At 59.7% G+C, this 14,767-nt stretch carries 13 protein-coding genes and 1 pseudogene; 1 reads left to right on the top strand and 13 read right to left on the bottom strand.

Translation table 11 applies throughout. From position 1 onward, the window contains the following. Positions 1–12: 12 nt before the first annotated feature. The 10 genes and pseudogenes from C9413_RS33315 to C9413_RS15085 form a co-directional block, all read right to left on the bottom strand. A pseudogene (locus C9413_RS33315) lies at positions 13–144 on the bottom strand (glutathione S-transferase); the annotation flags it as partial. Between the two features lie 64 nt (positions 145–208). Next, positions 209–1,696 carry a sulfatase gene (locus tag C9413_RS15125; protein ID WP_210263506.1) on the bottom strand — a complete coding sequence of 496 codons (1,488 nt, stop codon included), beginning with the start codon at positions 1,694–1,696 and terminating at the stop codon, positions 209–211. 77 nt (positions 1,697–1,773) lie between these two features. Next, positions 1,774–2,595: an inositol monophosphatase family protein gene (locus C9413_RS15120; protein WP_040115538.1), complete on the bottom strand. Its 822-nt coding sequence runs from the start codon at positions 2,593–2,595 to the stop codon at positions 1,774–1,776. Beyond that, a complete protein-coding gene (locus C9413_RS15115; RefSeq protein WP_040115537.1) occupies positions 2,595–3,599 on the bottom strand; it encodes a LacI family DNA-binding transcriptional regulator in 1,005 nt (334 codons plus the stop codon). Before C9413_RS15115 ends, C9413_RS15120 begins: the two co-directional genes overlap by 1 nt. Continuing rightward, positions 3,583–4,362: a glycerophosphodiester phosphodiesterase gene (locus C9413_RS15110; RefSeq protein ID WP_040115536.1), complete on the bottom strand. Its 780-nt coding sequence runs from the start codon at positions 4,360–4,362 to the stop codon at positions 3,583–3,585. The genes C9413_RS15115 and C9413_RS15110 overlap by 17 nt, the downstream gene beginning before the upstream one ends. Then, a complete protein-coding gene (locus C9413_RS15105) occupies positions 4,362–5,417 on the bottom strand; it encodes an ABC transporter ATP-binding protein (RefSeq protein ID WP_040115535.1) in 1,056 nt (351 codons plus the stop codon). The genes C9413_RS15110 and C9413_RS15105 overlap by 1 nt, the downstream gene beginning before the upstream one ends. After that, positions 5,417–6,259, bottom strand: a complete 843-nt coding sequence (locus C9413_RS15100; protein WP_040115534.1) for a carbohydrate ABC transporter permease — start codon at positions 6,257–6,259, stop codon at positions 5,417–5,419. The genes C9413_RS15105 and C9413_RS15100 overlap by 1 nt, the downstream gene beginning before the upstream one ends. A 2-nt stretch (positions 6,260–6,261) precedes the next feature. Then, positions 6,262–7,563 (bottom strand): sugar ABC transporter permease, encoded by a 1,302-nt coding sequence (locus tag C9413_RS15095; RefSeq protein WP_040115533.1) that lies wholly within the window; start codon positions 7,561–7,563, stop codon positions 6,262–6,264. A 55-nt stretch (positions 7,564–7,618) separates the two neighbouring features. Continuing rightward, complete coding sequence (locus tag C9413_RS15090; protein ID WP_040115532.1) at positions 7,619–8,965, bottom strand: extracellular solute-binding protein; 1,347 nt, start codon at positions 8,963–8,965, stop codon at positions 7,619–7,621. Between the two features lie 632 nt (positions 8,966–9,597). After that, positions 9,598–10,287 carry a TetR/AcrR family transcriptional regulator gene (locus C9413_RS15085; protein ID WP_040116583.1) on the bottom strand — a complete coding sequence of 230 codons (690 nt, stop codon included), beginning with the start codon at positions 10,285–10,287 and terminating at the stop codon, positions 9,598–9,600. A gap of 126 nt (positions 10,288–10,413) precedes the next feature. On the opposite strand from C9413_RS15085, the gene C9413_RS34200 reads away from it, so the two are divergent. After that, positions 10,414–11,874: an NAD(P)-dependent oxidoreductase gene (locus tag C9413_RS34200; RefSeq protein WP_170250601.1), complete on the top strand. Its 1,461-nt coding sequence runs from the start codon at positions 10,414–10,416 to the stop codon at positions 11,872–11,874. Positions 11,875–11,900: 26 nt separating this feature from the next. On the opposite strand, the gene C9413_RS15075 is transcribed toward C9413_RS34200, so the two are convergent. From C9413_RS15075 to C9413_RS15065, 3 genes are all read right to left on the bottom strand, one after another. Then, on the bottom strand, positions 11,901–13,085 hold the full coding sequence (locus tag C9413_RS15075; RefSeq protein WP_052451567.1) for an acyltransferase: 1,185 nt from the start codon (positions 13,083–13,085) through the stop codon (positions 11,901–11,903). A 137-nt stretch (positions 13,086–13,222) separates the two neighbouring features. Then, positions 13,223–13,696, bottom strand: coding sequence for a GNAT family N-acetyltransferase (locus C9413_RS15070; protein WP_223843942.1), 474 nt, complete (start codon positions 13,694–13,696; stop codon positions 13,223–13,225). 1 nt (position 13,697) lies between these two features. Beyond that, positions 13,698–14,615, bottom strand: a complete 918-nt coding sequence (locus C9413_RS15065; protein ID WP_039845677.1) for a response regulator transcription factor — start codon at positions 14,613–14,615, stop codon at positions 13,698–13,700. Between the last annotated feature and the right edge of the window lie 152 nt (positions 14,616–14,767).

Genomic DNA, 14,767 nt, shown 5'->3' with positions numbered 1-14,767 from the left:
CAGTGATACTCCTCAAGCCGCCAAGCCGACTGGGGTTTTCTGGAAGTCGACAAAGCCGGGCAGCGCCTCGACACGGTTTGGTCAGGCGCGGATGTTTGAATAGTTCTTGAGATCCACGTCGTCCTCCGGGGCGCGGGCTACGTGATGAACGTCAGCGAAGAACGCAGGCCGCGAGATACTCACGGCGACGTCCGGGCAATGACGTCTCTTATAGTTCGAGGCGCTTGAAGGCTTCCGCAGGCGCATCGTTTGATCGCATGAGGGCCTTCATCAACTCAAACATCCACCGTTCCCGCGCGGGATCGTGAAGGGGCGTCTCCTGCCCGGGATCGATCGTCAGATCATAGAGACGCGTTTGTTTCTCAAGCAATGCTCCAGGCCCATAATTGTCGAACATCGGCGATCTTTCGGTCACCGGGACCCGCAGCAGAGGAACATCCTTGGTCCACGAAAACGGCTTGGCTAACGTCGCCCCTGATAATTCTTCCGGCGTGAACGGCCGCGTTATGTGCGTAGGCATAACTGTATACTGATAGATATCCTGCTTCAGGAGATCGGCTGGAAACCTGTGGTAGGGATAGCGGCCATCGGGTACGTTGACCGCGCCGCCGAAATAGACAACGATAACCGCGTCCTTGGACTTCGGCTTCAGAAGCGATTCTCCCTCTGTCTCAGGCGGAGCATCTACTCCGAATATATCGAGAAATGTCGGCCCGACGTCGATGGACTGGGTCAGCCGGTCAATCCTTCCCGCAGCAGGCTTGCGTGGATCATGGATGAACAAGGGGATGTGTACGATCTCCTCGTACATGTTCATACGGTTCTTGGCCCAAAAATCGTGTTCCCCGAGAAGGAACCCGTGATCGGTTGTGACGATGAGAGCGGTGCCTTTCCACATATCGTGGGTATCGAAGTAATCGAGCAGCTGGCCGAGCAGAAAATCGCATAGCGACACGATCGCGTAATAGTTCGCTCTGAGTTCATCAGCTTCTTCCGGCAGCTCCTCGACCCGTCCATAGCGGGGCCAATCACGGATGGGCCCATTCCATCCGGTTTTGAAGGGTTCCTTGAAGCGCTCCGGCGCGAAGAAGGGTTCGTGCGGATCGAATGTTTCGATCTGTAGGAGCCAGTCATCAGCCTCGCGATTGAGATCGAGAAACTCCAAACCATGCGCAAAGCACTGCACAGAGGGAAAGTCCTTTTCTTGCCTGATGAATTCTCGATTGATCATGTATGGCCCGTACTTGCTGATCGGGCCGCCACCGGTCTGCGCTTCGTGATATTTCTCCCGAAGACGCTCCCAATGGGGCTGCACCATTGCCTTCCACGGATCCGACTCCTGACCTCTCACGAACTCGAAGGTCGTATACCGATTGTGATAGGTCGCGCCGCCGTCTTCCCAATAATGGTAGTGATCGGTGACCAGGTGGCTATGCACGCCCTTCTGCTTGAGAAGCTCTGGAAAGGCATTGTCAAATGGTTCGAGAGGCCCCCAACTGCGATGCAGAAAAGTCAGACGCCCTGTCAGGAGATCCCGCCGTGCCGGCATGCAGGGCAGCGAGCCTACATAATGCTTGTCATAGACCATCGAGCGCCCGGCAAGGCGGTCAAAGTTTGGCGTGGGTATTCGAGATCCGCCGTAGCAGCCGAGCATGTGGCGATTGAGGGAATCGAAGAGAACAAAGACGGTTTTCATTGGCAATCTCCTCTTACGCGGTTGCTCCCGACGACAAGCGCAGCCAGCCCGCGCCTGGGCGGTGCATGGCAGTCTGGCTAGTCCGTCACCGGCGCCAGGTCCTCGATCTCCATGATGAATTCAAATTCCCGGGCAAGCCCCGGCGAATAGGCGACGACCGGGCCGCCTTCGAACAGAAGAGCCGATAACGCGGGCATGGCGACTTTCGCGCCCGCTTCGAAAGCGATCAGTGCGCCTGCGAGCATATCCCATGCGTTCAGATGCCGCTCGTAATAGAGATCAGCCGCACCCTCGGCGACACGTAGGAGGTCGATCGCGGCCGCGCCCATGCGGCGGTAGTCCATGCCGCGCTCATGCAGGCGCCGGGAGACGGAAAGGTGCTCGTCGAAGCTCGTTTTGCGCGAATGGCCGAGGATGCAGATGGCATTGGCCGGATCGCTCGTCGCTGCCGCACGAATGGGTGTCCCCTCGCGAAACGCGCCCCTGCCGCGGATTGCCGAGACAACAGAATCCTTGGCGGCATCGTAAACGACGCCGATCTCCAGGCGGCCTTCGGCGCAAAATGCGATCGAGACGCCCCAGTGGGGGAGGCCTCGAATGTAGTTCGTCGTACCGTCGATCGGATCGACCACCCAGGTCCCAGTGCTGCCGGCTCCGCCGCCGGTTTCCTCACCCACAAAGGTGTCTTGCGGGAACAACCCGAGCAGCCCGTCGCAAATGGCCCGCTCGGCATTGCGGTCGGCGACGGTCACGAAATCCTGCAGGCCCTTGTTTTCGACCTTCAATCCCGAACCCTTTTCCGCGCGGAAGCGGGCCGCCTCGCGGCCAACGTGACGTGCGATTTCTATCGCAGCCGCAGCGCGAGCCTCAAGGGCGGAGAGATCGAATGCGGAACTCATCAGGCAGTCCTTCTCTTGATCAACGAAACGGGCGTGAATTCTACGCGCGCCGTCATATCCGGCTTAGCCATGCGGCTCATCAGCAGGCCGATCGCCTGGTCGGCCTGAAGGTCGCAAGGCTGGCGGATGGTTGTGAGCTCATAGGCAGCCCAGCTTGCCTGGGGGATATTGTCATGGCCGATCACGCGCATGGCGGGCCCGTCTTCGCGGCTGCGGCCCGACATCAGACGGTCAATCACGCCGCAGGCCATGTAGTCGTTGGCGCAGAAGACGCCGTCGATTCCCAAGGAGATGAGCCCGGATGCCGCGTTAAAGCCGCTTTGATAGTCGTTTAGGGCGACGGTGAAGAGCTGCGCCTCGAGGCCGCGCTGGCGGCAGCGGGCAAGGAAGGCCTCGCAGCGGCGGCGTGCCGTGTAGGAGACGGAGGACGCGGCAATTGCGGCGAGACGCTTGGCGCCTTTATCGACCAGGTGATCGGCGGCCAGATTTCCTGCGGTGTGGTCATCGGAAATGATGCGGTCGACAAAGGGAATCTCGTCGCCCTTGTTGATCAGCACGATCGGCACACCCTCGGCGGCGCACTGCTCGCAGATTTCCGTCGGCGGCGCGTCCGATGTCACGATTACGCCGGAGACGGCATAATGCAGAAGCTGACCGATGACGGTCGAGGTATCCGCTTCCTTGGAGGTCGGCAACAGGATCGGACGGAAATTGCGGAAAATGAGCGTACGCGCCAGATGTTCGATCTGAAGCGTGCGGAATGGGTTGTCGAGCCCGGCGGCGACGACGCCGACGAGATCGGAGCGCTTGTTCGTCAGGCTCCGGGCGAGGTAGTTGACGCGGTAGCCGAGCTCCTTGGCCGCTTGATAGACCTTTTCGCGAGTCTTCGGCGAAACGCTCGCATCCGGCGTGAAGGCGCGCGATACGGCCGCGCGCGAGACGCCCGCCACACGCGCCACGTCGAAGGACGTTACTCTGCGCGGACCTTTATCCTTGTCTGCCAAACTTACTTTCCCCACCCGGCACGTTGCGCATCATATCGGGCTGATCCGTGCAGATACCCAGCACCGGCAGCTTCATGATCTCATCGAGGATCGGCCGTCTTTCCTCATGCCACAAAACGATCTCGCGGCCTCGTGCGAAGGCGCGCTCCATCAGTGCCGGGGTGACCAGGTCCTGCGGCCGCTCGCCGGCGCGTTCCCAGCAAAGATGCAAGATATCGGCATCCGCCTCGTCGCCGATGACGTGCGGGTTATCGCCGACGCGAACAAGCACAGACAGCGGATAGTCGCAACCGGCTTGGCGAAGCGCGCGCACCTGTGCGGTGTCGAAGGAGCCGAGGCAGGCGAATCGCTGGCCCTTTTCGAGCAGTTGCTGCCAGCAGGCGAGGCCGCTTCCCGGTGCTTTCAGCTCAACATAGAGCCCGGTCCCGGTCTCGCGGGCAAGGTCGGCGACCGCCTCGAAGGTCGGGACGTCGACGCCGTCCAGTGCGGCAAGCTCGGTTGCCATCATCTTTGAAATACGCTTGCCCACGCCGTAGACGCGCTCGAGATGGTCGTCATGGGAAACGACGACGACGCCGTCCTTGGTCAACTGCGTGTCGAGCTCCCACATTTCTGCCCCGAGGTCCGCCGCCAGGCGGAAGGCGGCGAGCGTATTTTCGCGGGCATACCCGCTTGCGCCTCGATGGCCGATGCACAGAGGCAGCCGGCCCCTGCCGGCGGGCCAGCCGTAACGCTCGAAGAAGGCTGAGAAATCGCGTTGCATCAGAGCCTCCGTCCGTTTTCGTCGAAAATGAACACGTTGCGGCTGTCGATTGCCCAGGTGACCTCGTCGCCGATCTTGATGTCGTGACGGACAGGCTGGATGGAGCGCAGCAGTGGTCCCCCAGCAATCCGCACGTCATAAAGATTTTCCCGGCCCTGCGTTTCGGCGAAGTTCACGACGCCTGTGACCGGCACGTCGCCGGTTGGATTGTAGTGCTCCGGCCGCACGCCGAGCGTCAGCTTGGCGCCATCCGAGGCGTCAACGCAAGCGGGGAGTGGAACTTTGATCTCGCTGCCTGGAATGGAGAAGACACCCTTTGCAGCCACGCCATGCAGGAAGGTGATCGGCGGGTTTCCCAGGAAGCCGGCAACGAAGGCGGTGCGTGGGTCGTTATACATCTCTGCCGGTGTTGCGATCTGTATGATCTCACCTTCTTTCATGATGGCGATGCGGTCGCACATGCTCATGGCTTCCACCTGGTCGTGGGTGACCAGGATCGCGGTGATGCCCGTCTCGCGCTGGATGCGACGGATTTCCGAGCGCATCTCCAGCCGGAGCTTTGCGTCGAGATTGGCGAGTGGCTCATCGAGAAGCAGGACGTCCGGTTTGCGGATCAGCGCGCGGGCGAGCGCCACGCGCTGCTGCTGACCGCCGGAAAGCTCAGAGGGGCGACGGCCCATCAGGTTGCCGATCTGCACGAGAGCGGCGATGCGGTCGACCTCCTTGCGGATGTCGGCTGAGGGTATTGCCTTGACCTTCAGCGGAAAGCCGATGTTTTCGGCAACCGTCATGTGCGGATAGAGCGCGTAGGACTGAAACACGACGCCGACATTACGCACCTGGCTCGGGAGATCGGTAACATCGCGGTCGCCGAAGAGGATGCGGCCCCCGGTCGGGCGATGGATGCCGCAGATGGCAAAGAGCGTCGTCGACTTGCCGCAGCCTGAAGGACCGAGCAGGGCCAGCATCTCGCCGTGGGCCACTTCCAGGTTCATGTTTTCGATGACCTTGGTGGCGCCGAAGCTCTTCGAGAAATTGTCGAGGAGGATTCGCATCAGCCTTTGCTCCCGCCGCCATAGATATTCATGAGATATTTGTGGAAGAATCCGTAAAGCAGCAGCACCGGGATCACGTAGAACACGCCTACCGCCTTGAAGGTGCCGAAGTCGAAATTATTGTCATCGGCGATCAGCCCCGAAAGGTAGACCGACAGCACCTGTACCTGACCGCCTGGGGCCAATACCTGCGGCAGGATGAATTCTCCCCAGCTCGAAAGGAAGGAGAAGAGCGCCAGCGCCATGATCGCCGGACGCACCTGCGGCAGCACGAGACTGCGCCAGACCCGGAAGCGCGAGGCGCCGTCGACGACGCCGGCCATTTCTATCTCCCAGGGCACGCTGTCGTAGAAGCCTTTCATCAGCCATATGCCGAGTGGCAGGTCGATCGCGGCCTTCACAAGGATGACGCCGATCAGTGAATTATAAAGGCCGACCATCTGCAGTACGATGAAGATCGCGATGATGAGTGTGACCGACGGGAAGGCGTGCAGCACCATGACGCCGGCAAGGAAGAAACCGCGGGCAGGCACGTTCAACCGCGATAGCACATAGCCCGCCATGGAAGAGACGAGGAGTACGACGGCCGTCGTGCTCGCCGTGAAGATCAGCGTGTTCAGCGTCACCAGCCAGATGTTCGGCCTTCCAGGCGGCGTCTGCCAAAGGAATGTCCAGTGCCGCAGGGTAAGCGTATCCGGCATCAGCGCGGCCGGTTGCTTGTCGGTGACCGTATCGATGAAGAGATAGGCATACATCAGCACCAGCGGCAGGCTGACGATGGCGAGTGCCAGAATGACCGGCCAGGTGCGGTAGTTCGCCGAGGGCTGGGATTTCTCCGCCATGATCAATCCTCGATGAGCGGCCGCGCAACCAGCGTGGCGTAATTGAAGACACGCAGATAGGCGAGCGACAGGATGATGCCGATAATCACGAGGACGAGCGCCATAGCGGCGCCAAGGCCATATTCCAGATTGCCGGCATAGTTGTTGAGCGCCGTGTGATAGGCGGCAAGCGACCAGACTTCGGTCGCCTTGCCCGGCCCGCCGCGCGTCGAAAGGAGGATTTCGTTGAAGGAGGCAAGCAGCGACAGCGTCTGGTAGCAGGTGACGAACAGGATCGGCCAGCGCATCTGCGGCAGGATGATGTAGCGGATTTGCTGCCAGCGGCTGGCGCCATCCACCTCGCTTGCGAAGAACTGGCTCTTCGGGATCGCCTTCAGCGCCGAGGAAAAGACCAGCATGCCCATCGAAGCACCGATGAAGCCGTTAATCAGCACCACGAAGAGCCAAGCGTTATAAGCGTTGTCGAGAAGATAGTTCTTCGGCGCGTAGCCGAACTTGCCCATGAAGGTGGAGATGAAGCCGGTATCCCAAGCGAGCCATTTCCACATCAGCACGTAGATAACGACGGGCGTGATGCGCGGCAGGAGCCATACGGACCGAAAAATCGTTGCCTGCACGTTCGGCATGTAGTGAGTCCAGATCGCGAGGAGCATGGCGTAGCATGTGTTGAAGAGCACGAGCACAAGTGCGACGTAGAGCAATGTGTTGAAAAGGATCTGCGCCATGTCCGGTGACGAGGCGATGCGCGAGAAGTTTTCCGTCGTCCAGCTCCAGCCGGTATAGGTCGCGCTGGCGAGGCCTTCCTTCTCTTCCGGCGTCATCTTGAAGCCGAACTTGTCGAGCGAGGCGAAAAGGTCCTCCTTGCTCGAGAAACGCAGATTGGCAACGGAGCGGTTGAACTGCTCTGAGATTTGCTTGACGTCACGGGTCGACGGCCGGTCGGTAAGATCCTTGATCATGCGCTCGGCTTCGCGGCGCGAGGAGAAGACCTCACCGAGATGTTTTTCGCGCAGCTCCCTAGCGATGCCAGGCTCAAGCGCAAGGCCCTCGACGCCCTTGATACCCTCTTCGTCGATCGCGTAGCGCGGCTCGGTAAGCTGCTGCACGACCTCCGGCATCTCGTCCTTGAGCGCGATGAGAGAATTTGGGGCGATCTGGTAGGCGCCGCCCGAAATGCCCGTGGCGGTCGTCATGTTCGTGAAGGAAAAGACGGCGGTTAGCACTACCGGCATCAGGAAGAACAGCACAATCATGATCGCGGCCGGTGCGATCATTATGAGCCCGAGCGTTCTGGACGATCTCATGAAAGCCTCCGCAAAATGTCCGGGCGGATGAGGCCGCCCGGAGGCTTGCTTGCGCTTAGCGGATGATGATTTTGTCGCCGAGCGTGCCCTTCAGCTCGCCTTCTACGTCGTTGACGGCAGCATCGACGCTCTTGGCGCCTGTCCAGGAGGCCTCGAGGCCCTTCCACATGATGTTCCAGTAGGTGCCGAAATCGGCATTGTTGGGCATCGCGTTGGCGTAGGGCAGAAGCCGCTCGGTGGCTTCACGCGTCCAGCGGTCGGAGGAGTAGAGCTCGATCTCGGTTTCCGACTTCGAAATGCCGAGATGAGCGGACTTGACCGCATGCAGCACATTGATGCGCGGCTCGGAGGCGATCTTGATCAACTGGGCGGCAATCTCGGTGTCGTCCTTGTCGTGGCCCGAGGTCAGAAGATAGACGAGCGGATGCGTCAGCGTGTTGGCTTTGCCACCTTCGCCGGCTGGGATCAGCGTGAAGATGACGTTGCCGAAAAAGTCCTTCAGGCCTTCCTGGTTGACGTAGCGGGCATAATGCCAGGTGCCGCCGTGCCAGATCCCCGCCTTGCCGGAAGCCACTTCCTTCCACCACTGGTCGGCCGGCATCCCGATATGGTTCTTCTTGGTTACACCGTCCTTTACAGCGTCGGCGAAGAACTGGTACGCGCGCTGCATCGCAGCTTTGTCGAAGACCAGCTTGCCGTCTTGTTCCATCGTCCCGCCGAAGCTCGTGTAAAATTGCCAGAAATCCGGACCGTTGGTGTAGCGCGGGTAGAAGCCATAGCCTGGCTGCACGAGGCCCTTGTCCTGCATCTTCTTGGCGTCTTCCAGCAGGTTCTTCATCGTGTAGCTGCCGTCCTGGACCTTCTGCGGTAGAGCGTCGAGATCAGCATCGTTATAGCCGATCGCCTTCATGTGAGGCTTCCAGAAGAACATCGGGCGGGACTCGGCGTCCTGCGGGATGCCGTAGACCGTGCCGCTGAAGGAGGCAATGTCCATTAGATTTTCATAGATGTTGTTAAGCGGCCAGGAATCGAGGTCGACATAGTCCTCAATCGGCACGACCAGGCCGGACTGTGCCCAGGGGCCAATGTCCTCGTGGCCGGTGACGACGATGTTCGGAGCGGTTTTCGCCTCGGCGGCAAGCGTCATCGCCTGCTTGAAGTCCTCCCAACCGCTATAGGCCTTTTTCTCGACCTTGATCTTGAGTTCTTCGCCCTTGATAGCAGCTTCCCGCTGAAGCTGCTCGGCTGCAATTTCGATTGCATCGAGGCGATAGACGTCGTTTGGGCCAGTGCCGCCGGCCCAGACGGTAACGGTCAGCTCCTTGGCAAAGGACAGGGCGGTCGTCGAGGCTAGGATGGCGGCCGCGACGGTCATGCACTTCAGTGTCGGCAGAATAGTCATCTCTTCATCTCCCCAGAGATTGGTGCGAGCCTCTTGGCGGGCCAATCACCATTGCTGACGGCCGGCCCGGAGATCCCATGAAAAGCGCGAACGGTTTCCGCTCTAGGGGATTTGCGTAACGACCGCGTGACAGATTGAGCACGTGTGCAAAATTATTATGACTCGGCGGAAAAACATTGCAAGCGGCGTTTCGCAGAGGGCCGAATCCGGCTTCGAAACACCGCTCGAATGCGAATGGAACACTATTCGCTGGGGATCGGTCACATCCCGTTTCCCAGTCAGCCGGCTCCAAGCGGGATTCCAGCAGACGCCTTGTGAGTGTTCAACGAAGATGGTCTGCCTGGAGCTTCCCGGTGCTTGTTCTGCGCAATCAAAGACGCATCATCGATTTGTAGTTCTTGATAGAACCTCATGACGATCGAACCGGCGACGGCCCTTCCTTGTATCGAATGGGTCCGCGTTACCTTCGACAGGAGAACAGAATCGCGCTGCGGATGATCCAACCATCCGGTCGCCTTGCCCAGAACCCACCGTTTCGCTGTGGTGCGGCTGTCCTATTCCGGTCATGACCGCTGTCGTGCAAATCTCGTCCGGCAGGTTGGCCAGCCGGGTTTTGCGCAATGGTTGCTATTTTATTGAGAGTCATCAAGCAAAGCTCGGACAAAGCCCGTTTCGGCTACTTCGATCGTTCCCTCGGGCAACTTCAGGACGCGGTCGATGGCGATACCATAGAGCCTGAGGCGATCATCGAGCATCTTCGCGGCCTGCTCGATATTGCCCTCGCGGCTCTTTAGCAGGGCCTCGTGCATCACGCTGCCGAGGGAAAGGCGAAAGAGCAGAAGCATCTCTGCGAAGGCTTCGGGATCTGGTGCATCAAAGAGACCCTCCTCTGTTCCCTCCTGGAGAACATCGGCTAAAAGCGGGACCACGATGCGGGTCACAGCCTGATCGATGCGGTGAAACAGCACAATGTTTTCTGGACGGAAGATGACATCGAATACTGTTCGCAGTTGCGGGGCAAGCTCGACCTTGAGACGCCGCGATCCGGCGAACAACGTGTTCAGTCGTCCCACGGCGTCGAGCGTAGGATCGTCGAGGAGCGGTCGAATCTCTTCAAGGCTTTTGCGGGCAAGGCGGGCGGCAAATGCTTCAAGCAGCGCCTCCTTGGAGGGAAAATAGTGATAGAAGGCGCCCTTCGACACGCCTGCTTCACGAATGATGTCGTTGATCGTGGTATTGTCGTAGCCATGGGTGAAGAAGAGCCGCTGAGCGCAATCCAACAATTCGCCCGAGCGGATTTCTGGGTTTTTTTTGACACGCATGCGGCGCTCGTTTCTGACCAGCGGAGCGGAATTCGATGCTGCGGCCGAATTCTTCAGCTGTATCATAGACCGACGGTCGGTCTGATGCTATAGGGTTCGCAACAGCAGCAGTTCAAGGCAGATGGTGTGAAACCGTTCCGCTTGCTTTCCGTTGTCGTCGCCCTCTCCGTGGCAGGCGGTTTGGCTGCTTGGTACGTTTGGCGCCCCATCCCCGTATCGGTCGTCGTCCCCTCGCGTGGTAGTGCTGCCGAAATCGTCTATGCCAGTGGCGTTGTCGAACCTGTGACTTGGGCAAAAGTCACGCCGCTGGTGCGCGAACGGATCGTCGAGCAATGCAACTGCGAAGGTGCAGCCGTAAAAAAGGAAGACATACTTGCTCGCCTCGATGATAGCGAGGCGAGGGCGGCCCTTGCCGAACTCGAGGCGCGGCTCGCGCTGGCGGAGCAGGAATTTCGGCGCTACAATTTGATGCTGGAAAAAAACACCGCAGCCCAGCAGTCAGTCGACCGGGCAAGCAGTGAGGTGGAGCAGCTCAAGGCGCTGGCCGCCGGCCAAAGAGCGCGCCTTGACAGCTATATCATTCGCGCTCCGATCGATGGTGTCGTGCTACGCCAGGACGGCGAGGTGGGCGAGGTCGCCGATCTCGGAACGGCGCTCTTCTGGGTCGGAGAACAAAAACCGCTGCTCGTGGTGGCCGATGTCAACGAGGAGGATATTCCGCTTGGTCTCGATCAAATGCGGCAGGCGATGGCAGCCTATGATGCGGTCCTTCCCACCGTTTCCGACAAGCTGCCTTCCAGCATTTTCGAAGGTGATACCCGCGCGAAAATTCTAGGCAATTTCGGCGTCGGCTACAATCACATCGATATCGCCGCCGCCAAGGCGAAAGGCGTCTTGGTCACCAATACGCCCGGCGTTCTCACCGATTGCACCGCGGACATCGCCATGCTGCTCCTGCTCGCCGTTGCCCGCCGGGGCGGGGAGGGCGAGCGCCAGCTTCGCAGCGGCGCGGGGCAGGGGTGGGGCCCGGCGCCCCTGATTGGCACAAAGGTGGCTGGCAAGACGGTCGGGATCATCGGATTCGGCCGCATCGGCAGGGCCTTTGCACAGCGCTGCCATTTCGGTTTCGGGATGGACGTCGTCTTCTTCAATCGCTCGACGATCGATGCCGCGGAGGCTGCGCGATACGGGGCTCGCCAGCTGGCGACGATGGAGGAGGTGCTGGGCGCTTCCGATTTCGTTTCGCTCCATTGCCCCGGCGGTGCGCAGAACCGGCATCTGATGAATGCACCGCGCTTTGCGGCGATGAAGAAAGGCGCGTTTCTGATCAATACGGCGCGCGGCGACGTGGTCGACGAGGCGGCATTGATCAGTGCCCTTCAGGGCGGCAGCATCCGCGGCGCGGGGCTCGACGTCTATGAAGCAGAGCCGCAGGTGCCGGAAGAGCTGAAGTCGATGGAGAATGTCGTCCTGCTGCCGCATCTAGGCAGCGCGACGGAGGAGACCCGAACGGCAATGGGCATGAAGGTGGTGGAAAACATCACCGCCTTTTTCGACGGGCGCGAGCCGCCCGATCGCGTCGTTTGATTTCGTTCCCTTTGGCGCAGGATGACCTATCGCGAGAGCTGCCGATCGGGCTCGCTTGTTGCAATCTTCCTGCCATGATCGCTCAAGCCGAACAGGACACGTGCCGGGCCAGGCACCAAGTCGACACTAACGGCGAAGAGCACCGAAAGCAGGATGGTGGCGGCCGTGACGATCGAATAGCTCACGGCGACCGGCATATCGAGTGGCAGGACATAGTACAGCGCGGCTACCGTTACGGTTTGATGCACGATGTACAGCGGGAATACCAGCCGGTTCAGCCCAGACAGCTTTTCGCTGGGCTGATTGAAGTGACGCGCCGCAAATCCAACGAGGGTCAGGATCATGCTCCAGGCCAGCAAGAAGATCCCTGCCTTGAATAGCGGCGTATTTTGCGCGTAGCTGCCGATCGCCTCGTCCTCCGGCACCAGCCAGGCGTAGCGATAGAGCAGCCCGCTTGTCACCAGGGCGATCGCAGCACTGACGAATCGCCGGCCGATGATCGTTTCGATTAGAGCACTGTGATGGCGGGCCATGAGGAAGCCCAGTCCGAACCAGCTTGCCCAAACGGCAAACCACGCACCGTCATTGTAGAGGGCATTCGTTTGCTTCGGAAAGAAGGGCGAAAGCGCCAGGTTGAGTGCAAGCGGCAGCAGGAAAAAGAGGTAGATGAAGCCGGTTTTCGAAGTGCGTTCGAACCAGGCTGCGATCTTGTTTCCCGGCTGTACCAGGTATCCGAAGATCGGATAGCAGATCACCGACATGACCAGCAGATAGGCGACGAACCACATATGCGCCCACGTGAAGTTGCCCTTGGGGTAGCGACCTTCGGTGAAGTAGCGGGTCGTCCAGAATTCGAGAAGTGAACCCTGATAGCCATTCTCGTACATTCGTTCGTACCACACCTGCGGCACAACGATCACTGCCATGGCAAAGAGGAGGGGTATTAGCAGACGAAACGTGCGCTTGCGCAGGAAGGACAGGCTGCCTGCCGAGCCGAAGGTAAAGGCCGCTCCCATGCCCGAAACGAAAAACAACAGCGCAAGCCGCCAAGCGCGCGGGAAGTCCATGACCAAAGAAAGCGTGGCGCTTGTCTTGTCGCTGTGGATCAGCCAGTTGATGTCGGGCAGGAAGGACGCCGACGAATGGTAGACGAGCAGAATGGCGAAGGCGAAGATCCTCAACCGATCCACATAGTAAAGCCTGCTTTTCATGCCGCCGTCCGCCGCTCAATCGCCTATGGTGCCTTTTGCATACGCGCAAAGGATTTAAGGATCGCTGCCTAAGCTTGGTAAAAATATTTCTCCTACCTGAAGGCGCGGATCCCTATCCACTGTGAAATGCGTGCCAATCAGGCACTGCCGGTCGGCAGGTTTAGTTCGAAAAGCAGTTCGTTGTCCTTCTCGCCAATCAGTTCCCAGCCAGCTTGACGATAGAGCTTCTCGGCTCTTGTTCCCGGGTCTGTTGTCAGCCAGATGCGCTCATGGCCTGCATTCTTCAAGACCGAACAGGCGCTGGCAAGAAGGGCCGTTCCGATACCGCGCTTTGCGTAAGCATCATCGACAAACAGCGCCCAGATGTTGCCGTTGCGCGGGTCCCCGGCGGAAAAACCTAAGACCTCGCCATCCTGTTCCCAGACGAATATTCCCGGGTTTGCAATAAACCAGCGCAGATCGTCGAGTGTAATCTTGCCTGGATCGGATAGCCTGTTTTCACGAACGCTGTTTCGGATTTCCACGATGCGTACGATATCGCGTTCTTTCGCCTTCCGGATCAATATCTCCAGCCTTTGCCGTGTCGGGATCTCGATAAGCTGCCCAGACAACTCATATCTCATGCAGCACATGCGCCGCCTTGACCGCAGCCGAGGCGCGGTTTTCGACGCCAAGCTTCACGTAGATCTGCTCCAGGTGCTTGTTCACCGTGCGTGCCGACAGTCCCAGAATTTCACCGATATCGCGGTTCGCCTTGCCCTTGGCGATCCAGAGCAGCACCTCGGATTCGCGCTGGGTCAGAGAGAAATGCTGGCGAAGCACGGCGTCGTCGCTGCGTTGATTGGCGGCGGTCAGGCGGAAGAGATATTCGTCGGGTCCGATGGTTCCGAGGAAACCGAGTTGAAGCGTTGCCTGGCCCGCGCTTGCGATGGAGATGACGGCATCGCGCCCGCCTGAAGCGCGCATTTTCATCCACTCGGCAATATGATTGGTGACGATGTCCATGCCGTCGTCACTGCCCGTCGCTGCATTGACGAGGCGGGTTGCCTGCGGCGTCGACCAGTGAACGGCACCGTCGCCTTTGACGGCAAGCAGGTGACGTCCAGCAGCGTCCAGGGCAACGCGGGCGCTTTGCGCCGAACGCGCGTTGCGTAGATGCACCCGAATGCGGGCGCGAAGCTCATCGATATTGATCGGTTTGGTCAGATAGTCGACCCCGCCGGATTCGAGCGCGTGGACGATGTGTTCGGTTTCGGTGAGGCCGGTCATGAAGATCACCGGCACCTGGCTGACGGCCGCATTGGCCTTCAGCTTGCGGCAGGTCTCGAAGCCATCCATCGAAGGCATGACCGCGTCGAGCAGGATCAGATCCGGCGTGATGCGCTCGACGATATTCAAGGCTGCAGAGCCCGAGGTTGCAATCAGCACGGAAAAACCGGACTGCTCCAACGCATCGGTCAAGAAGCCAAGCGCCTCGGGGGAGTCGTCGACCAGCAGAACGATATCGCGGGGGAGGGCCGGTTCAGCCAATGGTTTCTACCTTTTCGTCGAAGCCGCGCAGGAAGGTCATGAAGCCGGCGAGATCGAAGGCGGCGACATAGGTGCGGAGTTCATCCGTAAATGGCTGATTTGCCTCCACCTTGGCAAGGTCTGCAAGATGTCTCGTATACACATCTCCGAGC

The organism is Rhizobium sp. SEMIA 4085, from assembly GCF_013004495.1.
GTDB classification, from domain to species: domain Bacteria; phylum Pseudomonadota; class Alphaproteobacteria; order Rhizobiales; family Rhizobiaceae; genus Rhizobium; species Rhizobium gallicum.
Note: the sequence above shows the minus strand (reverse complement) of the source record. Positions and strands in the feature narration are given on the sequence as shown.

Coding starts and splice junctions, on each gene's coding strand:
- C9413_RS15090 (WP_040115532.1), bottom strand. CDS start 8,965: ATGACTATTCTGCCGACACTGAAGTGCATGACCGTCGCGGCCGCCATC.
- C9413_RS15125 (WP_210263506.1), bottom strand. CDS start 1,696: ATGAAAACCGTCTTTGTTCTCTTCGATTCCCTCAATCGCCACATGCTC.
- C9413_RS15075 (WP_052451567.1), bottom strand. CDS start 13,085: ATGAAAAGCAGGCTTTACTATGTGGATCGGTTGAGGATCTTCGCCTTC.
- C9413_RS15095 (WP_040115533.1), bottom strand. CDS start 7,563: ATGAGATCGTCCAGAACGCTCGGGCTCATAATGATCGCACCGGCCGCG.
- C9413_RS15120 (WP_040115538.1), bottom strand. CDS start 2,595: ATGAGTTCCGCATTCGATCTCTCCGCCCTTGAGGCTCGCGCTGCGGCT.
- C9413_RS15085 (WP_040116583.1), bottom strand. CDS start 10,287: ATGCGTGTCAAAAAAAACCCAGAAATCCGCTCGGGCGAATTGTTGGAT.
- C9413_RS15110 (WP_040115536.1), bottom strand. CDS start 4,362: ATGCAACGCGATTTCTCAGCCTTCTTCGAGCGTTACGGCTGGCCCGCC.
- C9413_RS15105 (WP_040115535.1), bottom strand. CDS start 5,417: ATGCGAATCCTCCTCGACAATTTCTCGAAGAGCTTCGGCGCCACCAAG.
- C9413_RS15100 (WP_040115534.1), bottom strand. CDS start 6,259: ATGGCGGAGAAATCCCAGCCCTCGGCGAACTACCGCACCTGGCCGGTC.